This window comes from Nocardioides conyzicola (assembly GCF_039543825.1).
Taxonomy (GTDB): Bacteria; Actinomycetota; Actinomycetes; order Propionibacteriales; family Nocardioidaceae; genus Nocardioides; species Nocardioides conyzicola.
Window position 1 is genome coordinate 809,810 of the sequence record NZ_BAABKM010000002.1, and the last position, 13,338, is coordinate 823,147.

General features: G+C 71.3%; 12 protein-coding genes. 4 read left to right on the forward strand and 8 right to left on the reverse strand.

Annotation, left to right across the window (positions count from 1 at the left end; translation table 11 throughout):
* Positions 1–15: 15 nt before the first annotated feature.
* The 4 genes from ABEA34_RS06975 to ABEA34_RS06990 all read right to left on the reverse strand — a co-directional run bounded on the left by ABEA34_RS06975 (position 16) and on the right by ABEA34_RS06990 (position 5,142).
* The gene (locus ABEA34_RS06975) at positions 16–1,041 is read right to left on the reverse strand and encodes an ABC transporter permease (protein ID WP_345520520.1); all 1,026 of its coding nucleotides are present in this window, start codon (positions 1,039–1,041) and stop codon (positions 16–18) included.
* On the reverse strand, positions 1,038–2,561 hold the full coding sequence (locus ABEA34_RS06980; protein WP_345520521.1) for a sugar ABC transporter ATP-binding protein: 1,524 nt from the start codon (positions 2,559–2,561) through the stop codon (positions 1,038–1,040). Before ABEA34_RS06980 ends, ABEA34_RS06975 begins: the two co-directional genes overlap by 4 nt.
* Positions 2,558–3,766 (reverse strand): ROK family transcriptional regulator, encoded by a 1,209-nt coding sequence (locus tag ABEA34_RS06985; protein ID WP_345520522.1) that lies wholly within the window; start codon positions 3,764–3,766, stop codon positions 2,558–2,560. The genes ABEA34_RS06980 and ABEA34_RS06985 overlap by 4 nt, the downstream gene beginning before the upstream one ends.
* 185 nt (positions 3,767–3,951) lie before the next feature.
* The gene (locus ABEA34_RS06990) at positions 3,952–5,142 is read right to left on the reverse strand and encodes an ROK family transcriptional regulator (RefSeq protein ID WP_345520523.1); all 1,191 of its coding nucleotides are present in this window, start codon (positions 5,140–5,142) and stop codon (positions 3,952–3,954) included.
* A 68-nt stretch (positions 5,143–5,210) separates the two neighbouring features.
* Here ABEA34_RS06990 and ABEA34_RS06995 point away from each other — a divergent pair, with 68 nt between their 5' ends.
* Complete coding sequence (locus ABEA34_RS06995; protein WP_345520524.1) at positions 5,211–5,723, forward strand: hypothetical protein; 513 nt, start codon at positions 5,211–5,213, stop codon at positions 5,721–5,723.
* 14 nt (positions 5,724–5,737) lie between these two features.
* The gene (locus tag ABEA34_RS07000) at positions 5,738–6,448 is read left to right on the forward strand and encodes a hypothetical protein (protein WP_345520525.1); all 711 of its coding nucleotides are present in this window, start codon (positions 5,738–5,740) and stop codon (positions 6,446–6,448) included.
* A gap of 51 nt (positions 6,449–6,499) precedes the next feature.
* On the opposite strand, the gene ABEA34_RS07005 is transcribed toward ABEA34_RS07000, so the two are convergent.
* Together ABEA34_RS07005 and ABEA34_RS07010 are read right to left on the reverse strand one after the other, a co-directional pair.
* A complete protein-coding gene (locus ABEA34_RS07005; RefSeq protein WP_345520526.1) occupies positions 6,500–7,768 on the reverse strand; it encodes an HNH endonuclease signature motif containing protein in 1,269 nt (422 codons plus the stop codon).
* Positions 7,769–8,018: 250 nt separating this feature from the next.
* Positions 8,019–8,702 (reverse strand): SGNH/GDSL hydrolase family protein, encoded by a 684-nt coding sequence (locus ABEA34_RS07010; RefSeq protein WP_345520527.1) that lies wholly within the window; start codon positions 8,700–8,702, stop codon positions 8,019–8,021.
* Positions 8,703–8,818: 116 nt separating this feature from the next.
* Here ABEA34_RS07010 and ABEA34_RS07015 point away from each other — a divergent pair, with 116 nt between their 5' ends.
* On the forward strand, positions 8,819–9,703 hold the full coding sequence (locus tag ABEA34_RS07015; RefSeq protein ID WP_345520528.1) for an alpha/beta hydrolase: 885 nt from the start codon (positions 8,819–8,821) through the stop codon (positions 9,701–9,703).
* On the opposite strand, the gene ABEA34_RS07020 is transcribed toward ABEA34_RS07015, so the two are convergent.
* A complete protein-coding gene (locus tag ABEA34_RS07020) occupies positions 9,700–10,911 on the reverse strand; it encodes an MFS transporter (RefSeq protein WP_345520529.1) in 1,212 nt (403 codons plus the stop codon). The two genes, ABEA34_RS07015 and ABEA34_RS07020, sit on opposite strands and share 4 nt — an antisense overlap.
* Positions 10,912–10,982: 71 nt before the next feature.
* On the opposite strand from ABEA34_RS07020, the gene ABEA34_RS07025 reads away from it, so the two are divergent.
* Positions 10,983–11,837, forward strand: coding sequence for a LysR family transcriptional regulator (locus ABEA34_RS07025; RefSeq protein ID WP_345520530.1), 855 nt, complete (start codon positions 10,983–10,985; stop codon positions 11,835–11,837).
* On the opposite strand, the gene hflX is transcribed toward ABEA34_RS07025, so the two are convergent.
* On the reverse strand, positions 11,834–13,306 hold the full coding sequence (gene hflX, locus ABEA34_RS07030) for a GTPase HflX (RefSeq protein ID WP_345520531.1): 1,473 nt from the start codon (positions 13,304–13,306) through the stop codon (positions 11,834–11,836). The genes ABEA34_RS07025 and hflX overlap by 4 nt on opposite strands.
* Positions 13,307–13,338 lie beyond the last annotated feature (32 nt).

A 13,338-nucleotide genomic window follows, 5' to 3' on the forward strand; every position in this document is an offset into this window, starting at 1 on the left:
TGCGGTGATGTTTCGCTAGGTGCTGCTCCGAGACGCCAACCGCTGCTGCAGGAGCACGGCGGCGACGATGATGGCTCCCTTGAAGAGCGACTGCTCGGAGAAGGAGCGGTTGTTGAGGATGAAGATGTTCGTGATCGTCGAGAAGATCAGGACGCCGAGGACGGTGCCGACGATCGTGCCGCGGCCGCCGGTCAGCAGGGTGCCGCCGATGACGACCGCCGCGATCGCGTCGAGCTCCAGGAGGGTGCCGTGCGTCGAGCTGCCGGTCGTCGTCTTGGCGACCAGCATCAGGGCGGCGATGCCGCAGCAGAAGCCGATCAGCACGTAGAGGTAGACCGTGTGCCGCTTCACGTTGATGCCGGCCAGGCGCGCGGCCTCGGGGTTGCCCCCGACGGCGACCGTACGGCGCCCGAACGTGGTGCGGTTGAGCAGGACCCAGCCGGCGGCGGAGACCAGGGCGAACAGCCAGATCTGGACGTCGATGCCCAGGACGTCCCGGTCGAAGAAGTCGTCGAACCCCGGGACGTTGACGATCTGGGTCTTCTTGTCGCTGATGATCTCGGCCAGGCCCCGGGCGCTGGCCAGCATGGCCAGGGTCATGATGAACGGCACGATCCCGCCGTACGCGATCAGGAGTCCGTTCACGAGGCCGCACGCCGAGCCGACCAGCAGCGCGACGACCACCATCCAGACCCAGGACGTGTCCTGCGCGAGCTCCTGGGTCGCGACCGTGGTGCACCAGACCGACGACAGGGCGACGATCGCGCCGACCGAGAGGTCGATGCCGCCGCCGATGATGACGAACGTCATCCCGATGCTGACGACGCCGGTGACCGCCGCCAGCCGCAGGATCGTCGTGGCGTTGTCCCAGTCGGCGAACCGGCTCCCGGCCGTGATGGAGCCGACGATGCAGATCAGCAGCAGCGCGACGACCAGCCCCGCGTTGCGTCCGACGCTGGAGCGCAGCACGGCGAGCACCGGGTTCGGCTCCCGTGCGGTCTCGAGTGCGGCCTTCTCGACCCTGACGCTGTCTTGGCTCATGCCGAGACCTTTCCTTCCATGACCAGGTCCAGGACCCGGGACTCGTCGATCTCGCTGGCGCCGGACTCGTGCACGACCTCGCCCTCACGGACGACGAGCACCCGGTCGGCGAGCCCGAGCACCTCCTCGATCTCGCTGGACACGACCACGACGGCGACGCCGCTGTCGGCCAGCGTGCGGATCAGCTGGTAGATCTCGCTCCGGGCGCCGACGTCGACGCCGCGGGTGGGCTCGTCGAGCAGGAGCACCCGGCACTCGCGCAGCAGCCAGCGGGCCAGCACGACCTTCTGCTGGTTGCCGCCGGACAGGGTGCGGACCGCTCGGGTCACACCGTCGGGGCGTACGTCGAGGCTGGCCGTGAGCTCGGCGGAGCGACGGCGCTCCTCGCCCTGGTTGAGGAACCCGAGCCGGGCGAAGCGCGTCATCGACGACACCGTGATGTTGCGGTAGACCGCCTCGTCGAGCAGGAGGCCCTGGCTCTTGCGCTCCTCGGGCGCCAGCCCCATCCCGGCGTGCACCGAGGAGGTGACCGATCCCCTGCGCAGTCGCTTGCCGTCGACGTGGACGGTCCCGGTGGTGGCCCGGCGCGCGCCGTACACGGTCTCGAGGATCTCGGACCGACCGGCGCCCACGAGACCGGCGAGGCCGACGATCTCGCCGGCGTGCACGGTGAGGTCGACTCCCGTGAACACGCCGGCGAGGCTGAGGTCCCGCACCTCCAGCACCGGCACGCGACCCTCGCGGGGCGTCTCGGTGCGGGGCGGGAAGACGTACTCGATGGAGCGGCCGGTCATCAGCCGGATCAGCTCGGCGGTCGGGGTGTCGGCGACGGCGAGGCCGGTCGAGACCGTGCGGCCGTCCTTGAGGACCGTGATCCGGTCGCCGATCTCCCGGATCTCCTCGAGGCGGTGCGAGATGTAGACGACCGCCACCCCCTCGGCGGTGAGCCCGCGGATCACCCGGAAGAGGTTGTGCACGCCCTCCTGGTCGAGCACCGCGGACGGCTCGTCGAGGACGAGCAGCCGGGTGTCGTGGGAGAGCGCGCGGGCCATGCTGACGATCTGCTGCGAGGCCGGGGGCAGCTCGTCGACGATGCGCGACGGCGAGATCTCGGGGTGCCCGAGGCGGGTCAGCAGCTCGCGCACCCGCTTGTTGACCCGGCTGCGCTGGGTGAACCCGGCCCGCGAGACCTCGTGGCCGAGGAAGACGTTCTCGGCGACGTCGAGGTGCGGGACGAGGTCGAGCTCCTGGTAGATGGTCGCCACACCGTGCCCGATCGCCTTGGCGGGCGAGGAGAACCGCGTCTCCTCGCCGTCCCAGGAGATGGTCCCCTCCTCGGGCTGGTGGAAGCCGGAGAGCACCTTGATCAGCGTCGACTTGCCGGCGCCGTTCTGGCCGAGGAGGCAGTGCACCTCGCCGGGGCGGACGTCGAGGTCCACGCCGTCGAGCGCACGGACGCCCGGGAACTCCTTGACGATCCCGGTCATCTGCAGCAGCGGTGCCGTGGTGGTGGCGGTCATCGAGCTCCTCCCATGAGTGCGGCGGGCGGCGACGCCACGATCGTGGGGTCGTCGAAGACGGCCTCCAGGGCGACGGCGGCGCCACCGCGCACCGCGGCGGTGAAGCCGAGCGTCGAGATCTCGACCCGGGTGCCAGCCGCCTGCGGGGCGACCACGCCGCCGAGGAGGTGCTCCTCGATCGCCGGGCGCATCCGCTGGCCGATCTCGGCGAAGTAGCCGCTGAGCACGATCGCGGCCGGGTTGAGCGCGTTGGTCAGCATGGCGGCACCGACACCGACCCAGCCGCCGACGCTGTCGAGCGCGGCGATGGTGCGCATGTCGCCCAGGTCGGCGCGGCGGTTGAGCTCGACGAGGCGGTCGTCGAGCGACATCGCGGGGTCGCGCATCGGGTCGTCGGGGTCGGCGGCCGCGTCGAGGAGCGCCCGCAGACCGCTGACGGTCTCCCAGCAGCCGACCCGGCCGCAGCCGCAGCGACGGCCGCCCTGGTCGACGATCATGTGGCCGAACTCGCCGGCGTACCCCTGGTGTCCGCGCAGCAGGCGCCCGCCGGCGATGATCCCGCCACCGACGCCGACCTCGCCGAAGATCACCAGGATGTCCTGGCGGTTCGGGTCACCGGGCGTGGCCTCGGCGATCGCGGCGAGGTTGCCCTCGTTGTCGATGGAGATCGGGTACGCCGCGCCGAGGCGGCCGCGCAGCTCGGCGCCGACCGGGACGTCGCGCCAGCGCAGGTTGGGTGCGACGGTCAGCATCTCGCGCGTCCGGTCCAGCAGGCCGGCGACGCCGACCGTGGCGCCGACGACGTGGCCGCCGCGTGCTCGGACGTCGGCCTCGGTGCGCTCGATGAGCTCGACCAGCCGGTCGAGGACCTCGTCGACGGCGACGCGGTGGGCGTCGAGCGGGAGCCGGTGCTCGGCGACCACGTTGCCGGCCAGGTCGAGGGCGATGGCGGCGACGTGGTTGACGTTGATCTCGGCGCCGATCCCGCAGACGGCGGACCCGTCGAGCTCGACGGAGGTGCCGGGGCGACCGACCCCGCCGCGCTCGATGCCGGCGGCCCGGACCAGGCCGAGCTCGGCGAGCTCGGCGACCAGGGCCGACGCCGCGGAGCGGGTCATCCCGAGCTCGGCGGCGAGCCGGGCGCGCGACCGCGGGCCGTGGTCGCGCAGCTGGCGCAGGACGAGGGAGAGCTTGGCGCTGCGCACCCGGCGACCTCCCGACCCTCGCGGCGAGCGCCGTCAGTCCCTGTGACTGCGGTCACTCATTTGTTGAGATGCCGCACAAAGTAGGCCGAACGAGACGGCGCCCGCAAGCGTTTCGGGCGAAAGAATGCAAAGTCGTGCACAAACTTTGCAAAGTAACCTTCGAAAGTTCGGGCTCTGTGGTCGCCCTAGGGTGCGTACACCGACGAACTGATCATCCGCGCCGCGCCGATGACGCCGCCCTCGTCGCCGAGCTCGCTGAGCACGATCGGCAGGTTGCCGGTGGCCAGGGGGAGGGAGCGTCGGTAGGTGACGCCGCGGATCTCGGCGAGCAGCGCGTGCCCGAGCAGGGTGACCCGACCGCCGACCACGATCAGGCCGGGGTTGAAGAACGACACCAGGCCGGCCAGCACCTCGCCGATGTGCCGCCCGCTCTCCCGGATCAGCTGCACCGCCTGCGCGTCGCCCTGGGAGACCGCGAGGCCGACGTCGGCGGCGGTGAGCTCGCCCTTCTCGGCGAGCAGCGCCGCCAGCACCGGCGACCGGCCGCTGCGGGCGGCGCTCGTGGCGTCACGAGCCAGCGCCGCACCGCCCGAGAAGGCCTCCAGGCACCCGGTGTTGCCGCACGCGCAGGTCGGGCCGAAGTCCTCCACCCGGATGTGGCCGATGTCGCCGGCGCACCCGTTGACGCCCCGGTAGAGCTGGCCGTCGATGACGATGCCGCAGCCGATGCCGGTGCCGATCTTGACGAACAGGAAGTCCTGCGCACCCTTGGCGACCCCCGCGTGCTGCTCGCCCACGGCGAGCACGTTGACGTCGTTGTCGAGCACGACGGGGCAGCCGAGCTCGCGGGAGACCGCGTCCCGCACCGGGTAGCCGTCCCACCCGGGCATGATCGGCGGCGACACCGAGACGCCGCGGCTGAAGTCGACCGGACCCGGTACGCCGATGCCCGCGCCCATCACCTGCTCGACGCCGACCTCCGCAAGCACCTCGCGCACCAGCTCCAGAGCCGAGGCCAGCACCACCTCGGGTCCCTGCCGGATGTCGCTCGCCCGGTCCCGGGTCGCGAGCACCGTCAGCCGGCCGTCGGTGACGCCCACGGACATGCCGGTGGCGCCGATCGAGATCCCCACGAACCGGATGTCGGGCGACAGGTCGACCAGCGTCGAACGACGCCCCCCACGCGACGCCGCCGGTCCCGCCTCCTGGGCGAGGCCGAGCTCCGCCAGACGGGCGACCTCGGCCGCCACCGTCGTACGGCTGACCTCGAGTCGGTCCGCGAGCTGGGCCTTGGACAGCGGCCCCTCGTCGCGGAGCTGGGCGAGGATCCGGGCCTGCATCGGGCTCTCGGCCCGGCCCGCCAGGGAATGACGCACGCCGGGAGTCTCGCACGGTTGTCCACAGGTCGGCGTCGTCGCGGTTTTGTGGACCTGCCCGGCGGGGCATGATCGGCGACGTGAGCCGTACTCGGGCGGCCCTCACCGCCCTCTTCCTGATCCCGGTGCTCCTGCTCGCCGGATGCTCCGACGACGAGCCCAAGCCGAAGTTCGCGCCGCCCTCGTCGGAGGCTCCGACGTCGCCGACTACAACTGAGGTGGACCCACAAGCAGCCTTCATCGATGAGTTCTTCTCCGAGGTCACCAACTCGATCTCATCAGGAGATCCCACGCCATTTCTGGAGATGGCGCCAGGCTGCAAGAACTGCCAGGTCATCGCTCGGAACCTCTCCGCCGCATACGAGGACGGCGGACGCATCGAAGGTGGACGCTGGACGGTCGAGTCGGCCACTAAGTCCAGCGAGTCGGAATGGAGCCTTTCGCTACGAACGGCCGAGGAGCGATGGCTGGATGCAGACGACCAAGTCGTCAAGATCGTCGATCCCGCCACGTTGCAAGTGAGTTTGCTACTCAAGCCTGCCGGCTCCGGTTGGACGGTTCAGGAGATGAAGCTCGGGTGATTACACGACTTATCGTGGCCAGCCTTGTGAGTGCGGTGATGGCCGCACTCACAACCAGCGCAGCAGCCCTTGGGTCCAACGAGAAGAACAAGCCGGTACACGTCGGCACCACGATCGGCGGGCTTTGGGCCGGCGTAACCGAGGAGACCAACGAATCCGCGACCACCGCTCAGACTGCGGTGTTCGCCGGACATGTCGATGTTGGCAGTGGCCTGTTCAACGGCTTCTGCGCTGGCGCGAACTGGACGGTTGCCTGCGACCCTGAGGACGTGGAGACGCCGCCGGCGTTGACTCCCGGCATCGTTGCTTCGGCGTTTAGCCGCATCCCGTTGCCGGAGGCGAAGCTGGTGATCCAGCCACCGAACGGCCGCACGTTGGTGAACTTCGAGACGAACTTCTACACCGAGCAGGGCGAGTTCACCCGCGCGGTGACGCTGCTGGGGCAGCGGGTGGAGCTGCGGATCTGGCCGGCGTCGTTCGGGTGGCGGTACGGCGACGGTGAGTCGGAGCGGACGACGAGCCCGGGTGCGGCGTACCCGGACCTGAAGATCACCCACACCTACCTGGAGAAGGGGCGGGTGAGCCCGCGCGTGGACGCGACGTACGCCGCCGAGTTCCGCGTCGGCGGCGGCCCGTGGCGCGACGTCGCGGGCACGGTCACGATCCCAGGCACCCCGCAGCAGCTGCGGGTGGTCGAGGCGCGACCGGTGCTGGTCGGCGGCTGACGCCACCCGCGACATGGCTGTGACCCCGTCGGCGGTGCCGGCGGGGTGGTTTCAGTGGGTATGTCGGGTGTGGGTGGTGTCCCAGGCGTAGGAGTACCCGTACGGGGTGGTCCAGGTGAACCATGTGGGTCCGGTGCGTACGACGGTCCATCCGCCGTGGGTCTTGTACCGGTGGTGGCCTCTGCAGAGGGGTGCGAGGTTGGGGGACTCGGTGTTGGTGCCGTCGAAGTTCTCGAGGTGGTCGAGGTCGGCCGGCCGGGCGGGTCTGGTGCAGTGCGGGAACACGCAGGTGGCGTTGGTGAGCACCGCCTGTTCGCGCATCCGGTCGGTGGGCCGGTAGGCGTCGGTGTGCAGGTGCTCGTTGAGGTCGATGACCGGGCGGATCGTGACCCGGGTGTTGGTGCCGGCGCACCAGCCCTTCACCTGCTCGACGGACACCGCGGAGCGGCTGTTCTCGACACCCGCGGCGCCACCCGTGACGGCGTGCTCGGAGAGGTGGACGTAGATCACCAGCTCCCGCTTCCGCGGCGCCGGCCGCTCTCCCGTCTGGAGGTCGAGGGTCAGCTCCCGGCGGGCCAAGGCCCCGGCGGCGAGGGAGCGGCGGACGTTGAGGGACTCGGTGGAGCCGAGGTCGGCGAGCTCTTTGGCGCCGGCGGTGATGGCGTCGTTGAAGTCGATCGCATCGGCCAGGTCCAGCTCCCCGTCGACGTGGACGGTCCCGTTGAACGACACCTGGTCCAGGTCGACGTCGAGGCAGCGTTCGTCGGCGGCCTCCCGGCGCCGCTTCTCGGCGAGGTCGGGGTCGAACCGGCGGATCGCGTCCTCGACGGCGCGGTCGATCTGCGCGAACGAACACCGCCCCACGTCGTGCGCGAGGTGAGCGTCCACGTGCCGCGCACCCGCTGCACAGAGCGGCTTGGTGGCCTGGGCGATCTTGCGGGCCTTCCACACCTGCACCCGACCCGACGTGACCGCGGCCCAGATCTTCGGGAGCCGGTAGCGGATCTCCACGGCGTCCCCCAGGTACGTGCGCCCCGCGTCGGTCGACATCCCCAACGCCAACGCGAGGTCACCGACGCAGAACTCCGCCACCAGAGGTGCCCCAGGTCCGGCGACCGCGAGCTCGCCCTGAGTGCCGTCCACGGTGGCGGCATCGTCCAGGGTGTCGGTCGGGTTCATGACCGCCCACGCAACGGCAAGGTGCAGCCGGTCAACCTCGGCAGTTGCGAGGACCTGGTGGTTGGCGTGAAGCGCGGCCAGCACCTGGTCCGGCGAGTCGTACGACTCCCCGGATCGAGTGGCGTCCTGGCCTTCGCTCATAGGTCAACCCAAGCACTGGCCACCGACATTCAGACCCTGAAAACCCTTGTTTTGACCGGGATGTGGACACTTTCCCGAAATATTTCCGCGGGATTTTCGCGGCCTCCGGTGGGGTGGTTGCCGGCGACCGGAAACCCGGCCGCGGACCGCAACCCACCGCCCGCCGTACCCGGCGTAGCTGCCTATCGGCGGCCGACCCGAGCGGACCCGCAGCCGACTGGCAGCCGACTGGCAGTCGACGATGGTTTCCTCAACCACCGAGGGCGGCGAGCTGGCTGGCGACATAGTCGCCGAACTCGGTGTGCCCGGCGGGGGTGAGGTGGAGGCGGTCGTCGCGGTAGGGCAGGTCGAGGCTGGTGGTGCTGATGTAGGGGACGTCGTAGCGGGCGGCGAGAGAGGCCAGGAGGGCGTCGACGTGAGGGACGGCTCGGGCGCGGGAAGGGGCGCTGGCGGGGCCGACCACGACGACGCGGTGGCCGCGGAGCTGGTGCATCAGGCGGTAGAAGCCGGCGCGGATGGCGGCGTCGGGCTGGTCGTAGTCGTTGAGGCCGCCCTCGACCACGACGAGGGATGCGCCGCCGCGCACGGCGCGGGCCGCGCGGTCGGCGAAGTCGACGTGGGCGCACGGGCTGGCGTGGGAGCTGAAGCCGGAGCCGGAGAAGCCGGCGACGTGCACCCGGCCGTCCAGGCGGGAGGGCCAGGACCTCGACGAGCGGTCCAGGCCGAGCCCGGCCGACCACGAGTCGCCGATGACGACGACGCGCTCCCCCGAGCCGGTGACGGCTGCCGCACGGGTCCGCGAGTCGGCGCTGAACCGCTCGCACCGGGTCACGTCAGCACTCTGGGCGCGCACGCCCAGGGCGACCGTCAGGGCCGCCGCCATCACCGTGATCGCGATCGCGCCCACCAGCCACGACCGTCGTACTGACTCCATCAAGCTCCTACGCTCCCCGAGTGCTTCACCACCAGACTCAGCGTTAGGACGGCTGAGATGTTCCGGAATGACGGAGATTGGGCGGCTCCGCTATCGAATCGTGATCTTCTAGGGCCGTGAGCGACCTCCTGAACGTCCCCGGACCCGACGGCCGCACGATCGAGATCCTGGTGGGAGGGGACCCGGACGGGTTCGGCCTCCTCTTCCACGGCGGCTCTCCGTCGGCGGCCGCGGCGTACCCACCGTTCGACGCGACGGCGCGGGCGCTCGGCCTGAGGTTCGTGACGATCTCGCGACCCGGGTACGGCGGCTCGACGCCGCGACCCGCACCGGGGCGGTACGTCGACGACGTGGTCGAGTCGGTGGCGGTGCTCGACCACCTCGGCATCGACGAGTTCGTCACGCTCGGCTGGTCCGGCGGTGGACCGCGGGCGCTCGCCTGCGCCGCGCTGCTGCCCGACCGGTGCCGTGCGGCGACGTCCCTGGCCGGGGTCGCGCCGTTCCACGGGGAGGGCCTGGACTGGTTCGCGGGCATGGCGGAGGAGAACCACGAGGAGTACCACGCCGCCGAGCAGGGGCCGGAGGTCTACGGGCCGTTCGTGGAGGAGCACATGCTGCCGATGCTGGCGGCGTCGCCGGACGAGGTGGCCGAGGCGATGGGCGGCCTCGTGACGCCGGTCGACAAGGCGATGGTCACCGACGAGTTCGCTGACTGGATGAGCCGCACCTTCAACGCCGCCGGCGCGCAGGGAGCCGTCGGCGTCCGCGATGACGGCATCGCCGCGGTCAGCCCGTGGGGCTTCGAGCTCGCCGACATCCGGGTGCCGGTCGCGATCTGGCAGGGGCGCCAGGACGCGATGGTGCCCTACGAGCACGGCGAGTGGCTCGCCGCGCACGTCCCGGGCGCCCGGGCCCACCTCTTCGAGGACGAGGGACACCTGTCGCTCGTCGGCAGGCTCGAGGAGATCCTCACCGACCTCAAGGCGATCGCCGGGGTCTAGGGCGCGGCGACCAGGGCGGGCGTACGACGCAGGACGCCGGCGAGCACGACGGTGACCCCGAGCAGCAGCAGCGCGAGCAGGACGACGCCCAACCAGCCCGCGCCGGTCCACGCGGGGCCGGCGACGCTGCCGAAGACCGACGACCCGAGGTAGTAGGCGAAGAGGTAGAGCGACGCCGCCTGGGCGGCCGAGACGCCGCCCGCGTGGGCGCGCGCCGGCACCCAGCCGCTGGCAATGCCGTGGACGACGAAGAAGCCGGCGACCAGCAGCCCGAGGCCGACGACGATCGCGGTCAGGGAGTGGGAGAGCGTCAGCAGCAGTCCGACCAGGGCGAGGACGCACCCGAAGGGGAGCACGGCCCGACGGCCGAGCTGGTCGGCCATCCGGCCGGAGACCGCGGAGCTGAGCGTGCCGAGCGGGTAGACGAGGAAGACGAGGCTCGCGGCGCCCAGCCCGAGGTGGAAGGGCGCCGCCTCGAGCCGGAAGCCGAGGGTGTTGAAGACGGCGACCAGCATGCCCATCGAGCAGCCGCCGATCCCGTAGAGCGCCAGCAACGCGGGGTCCGAGACGGCGCGCAGGGTCCGGCCGAGCACCAGCCGGAGCCCGGGCGGCGAGGCGACGAAGTGGGCGGACGGCGGCAGCAGCACGCGTACGGCGAGCGCGCAGCCCACCGCCAACAGACCGGACGCCGCCAGCGCCCAGCGCCATCCCGCGAGCTCGCCGACCGCCCCTGTCAGCAGGCGGCCGGACATGCCTCCGAGCGCCGTACCACCGATGTAGAGACCGGCCGCCCGGGCGTGCGCCGAGACGTGCAGCTCCTCACGGAGGTACGCCGTCGCGACGGCGGGCAGCCCGGCGAGGGCGACGCCCTCGAGGAACCGCAGGACCAGGACGCTCGACCAGGTCGGCGCCACGGCACAGGCGAGCGCCACGACCGCCGAGGCGGCCAGGGACCCGTGGATGAGCCGGGTCCGGCCGAGCAGCTCGGAGGCCGGTCCCGCCACCAGGAGGGCGAAGCCGAGCCCGAGGGTCGTGAGGGAGAGCGTGAGGGTGCTGGCGGAGGTCGAGACCCCGAAGGCGGTGGCGAGGTCCGGGAGCAACGCCTGCGTGCTGTAGAGCAGGGCGAAGGTCGCGAGGCCGGCGACGAAGAGAGCCGCGACCACGCGGCGGTAGTCGGCGCTCCCCGGGCGATGTCCCTCGATCTCCACGGCGTCGACTGTGCCGCGCCGATCGTCATACTTCCAATGTGTCGAATGCCTGATCGTCATACGATCCGTGCATGATGCTTCGCGACCTCGACTGGCTGCTGACGGTCGCCGACCTCGAGCACGTCACGGATGCCGCAGCGGTGCTCGGCGTCCCGCAGCCGACGCTCTCGCGCGCCATCGCGCGGGTCGAGGCCGAGCTCGGCGTCCGGATCTTCGAACGCGTCCCCGACGGCGTACGCGTCACCCCGGCGGGCGAGCTCGTCGTCACGGCCGCACGCGAGCTGGGCACCCGGCACACCCAGCTGGTCGACGACCTCGCCTCGATGCTGGACCCCGATGCCGGTGTCGTGCGCCTGGCCTTCCTCGACTCGATGGCGGGGCTGCTGGTGCCGCGGCTGCTGCGCGACTTCCACCGGGTCGCCCCGCGCGTGCGGCTGGTCCTGCGCCAGGAGCCCTCGCGGGAGATCGTCGACGACCTGGCGACCGGCGCCGCGGACCTCGCGATCACGACCCGCCAGGACGGCCTGGGATGGGCGCCCCTCCTCGACGAGCGCGAGGTGCTCGTGGTCCCCGCGGGGCACCGGCTCAGCGGCCGCAAGCGGGTCGCGCTCAGCGAGCTCGCCGACGAGGAGCTGGTGATGATCCCGCCGGGTTTCGGCTACCGGCAGCTGGTCGACGACCTACTGCGGGCGGCGGGCATCGCCCCGGCGATCTCCTTCGAGAGCCAGGACCTCGCGACGATCGAGGGGCTAGTGGCCGCCGGCCTGGGCATCGCGATCGTGCCCGAGCACTTCGCCGGAGCGTCCGGCACCGTCGGGATCACCTTGGCCGGCGCGAGCGTACGGCGCTCGATCGGCCTGGTCTGGCGCACGGACCGGGAGCTCTCCCCCGCCGCCGCGAGATTCCGCGACTTCGTGGGCTCCTAGAGCGCGTAGGCCTCGAGCTCGCCGGCGAGGTCGGCGTTGGCCCGACCCGCGACGATCGTGCCGTCGCCGGTGTGGTCCATCGAGGCGATCTCGCCCTGCTGGTGCAGGCGGTTGATCAGGTCGCCGCGCTCGTAGGGCACCAGCGCCCGGAACTCGACCTGCGGCCGCGGCAGCTCACCCTCGATCAGGGCAAGTGCGTCGGCGATGCCGTCGCCGGTCTTGGCCGACACGACCACCGAGTGCGGCTCGCGCTGGCGCAGTCGAGCGAGCACCATCGGGTCGGCCAGGTCGGCCTTGTTGATGATGATCAGCTCGGGGACCTTGGTCGCGTTGATCTCGGCGAACACCTCGCGGACCGCGGTGATCTGGCCCTCGGGGTCGGGGTGGGAGCCGTCGACGACGTGCAGGATCAGGTCCGAGTCGGCGACCTCCTCGAGCGTGCTCCGGAACGCCTCCACCAGCTGGTGCGGCAGGTGCCGGACGAAGCCGACGGTGTCGCTCATCGTGTAGACCCGGCCGTCAGCGGTCGACGTACGACGCGTCGTGGGGTCGAGGGTCGCGAAGAGCGAGTCCTCGACCAGGACGCCGGCGTCGGTCAGCCGGTTGAGCAGCGACGACTTGCCGGCGTTGGTGTAGCCCGCGATCGACACGCTCGGGATGTGGTTGCGACGGCGTTCCTGGCGCTTGGTGTCGCGGGTGCCCTTCATCTCGCGCAGGTCGCGGCGGAGCTTGGCGATCTTGGTGTTGATCCGGCGGCGGTCGGTCTCGATCTTGGTCTCACCGGGACCACGGCCACCGATACCGGCACCGCCGGCGACCCGGCCACCGGCCTGGCGGGAGAGGTTGCCACCCCAGCCGCGCAGGCGCTGCTTCATGTAGTTGAGCTGCGCCAGCTCGGTCTGCGCCTGGGCCTCGCCGGAGCGGGCGTGCTGGGCGAAGATGTCGAGGATCAGCGCGGTCCGGTCGACGACCTTGACCTTGAGCTTGTCCTCGAGGTTCCTCAGCTGGCTGGGGGCGAGCTCGCCATCGCAGATCACGGTGTCGGCGCCGGTCGCCTGGACGATCTCGGCGATGCCCTCGACCTTGCCGCGCCCGACGTACGTCGCGGGGTCGGGCGTCTGCCGGCGCTGGTAGATCGCCTCGAGCACCTCGGACCCAGCTGTCTCGGCGAGGAGCGCGAGCTCGGCCATGGAGTTCTCGGCGTCCTCGACGGAGCCCTCGGTCCAGACGCCGACGAGCACGACGCGCTCGAGCCGGAGCTGGCGGTACTCGACCTCGGTGATGTCCTCGAGCTCGGTGCGCAGGCCGGCGACCCGGCGGAGCTGGTGCCGCTCAGCGAGCTGCATGGCGCCGACGGTCGGGTCCTCCTCAGGATCCGCCCCGGAGTAGCCCGACTCGACGATCTCGTCGTCCCAGTCGGCGGTCTCCTCGAGCTCGGAGTCGAGGGTGAAGTCAGATGCGTTACTCATACGCCCTCAAGAGTACGTTCGCGCGCCTGAGC

Coding starts and splice junctions, on each gene's coding strand:
- ABEA34_RS06975 (WP_345520520.1), bottom strand. CDS start 1,041: ATGAGCCAAGACAGCGTCAGGGTCGAGAAGGCCGCACTCGAGACCGCA.
- ABEA34_RS06980 (WP_345520521.1), bottom strand. CDS start 2,561: ATGACCGCCACCACCACGGCACCGCTGCTGCAGATGACCGGGATCGTC.
- ABEA34_RS06995 (WP_345520524.1), top strand. CDS start 5,211: ATGATCGGCGACGTGAGCCGTACTCGGGCGGCCCTCACCGCCCTCTTC.
- ABEA34_RS07005 (WP_345520526.1), bottom strand. CDS start 7,768: ATGAGCGAAGGCCAGGACGCCACTCGATCCGGGGAGTCGTACGACTCG.
- ABEA34_RS07010 (WP_345520527.1), bottom strand. CDS start 8,702: ATGGAGTCAGTACGACGGTCGTGGCTGGTGGGCGCGATCGCGATCACG.
- ABEA34_RS07025 (WP_345520530.1), top strand. CDS start 10,983: ATGATGCTTCGCGACCTCGACTGGCTGCTGACGGTCGCCGACCTCGAG.
- hflX (WP_345520531.1), bottom strand. CDS start 13,306: ATGAGTAACGCATCTGACTTCACCCTCGACTCCGAGCTCGAGGAGACC.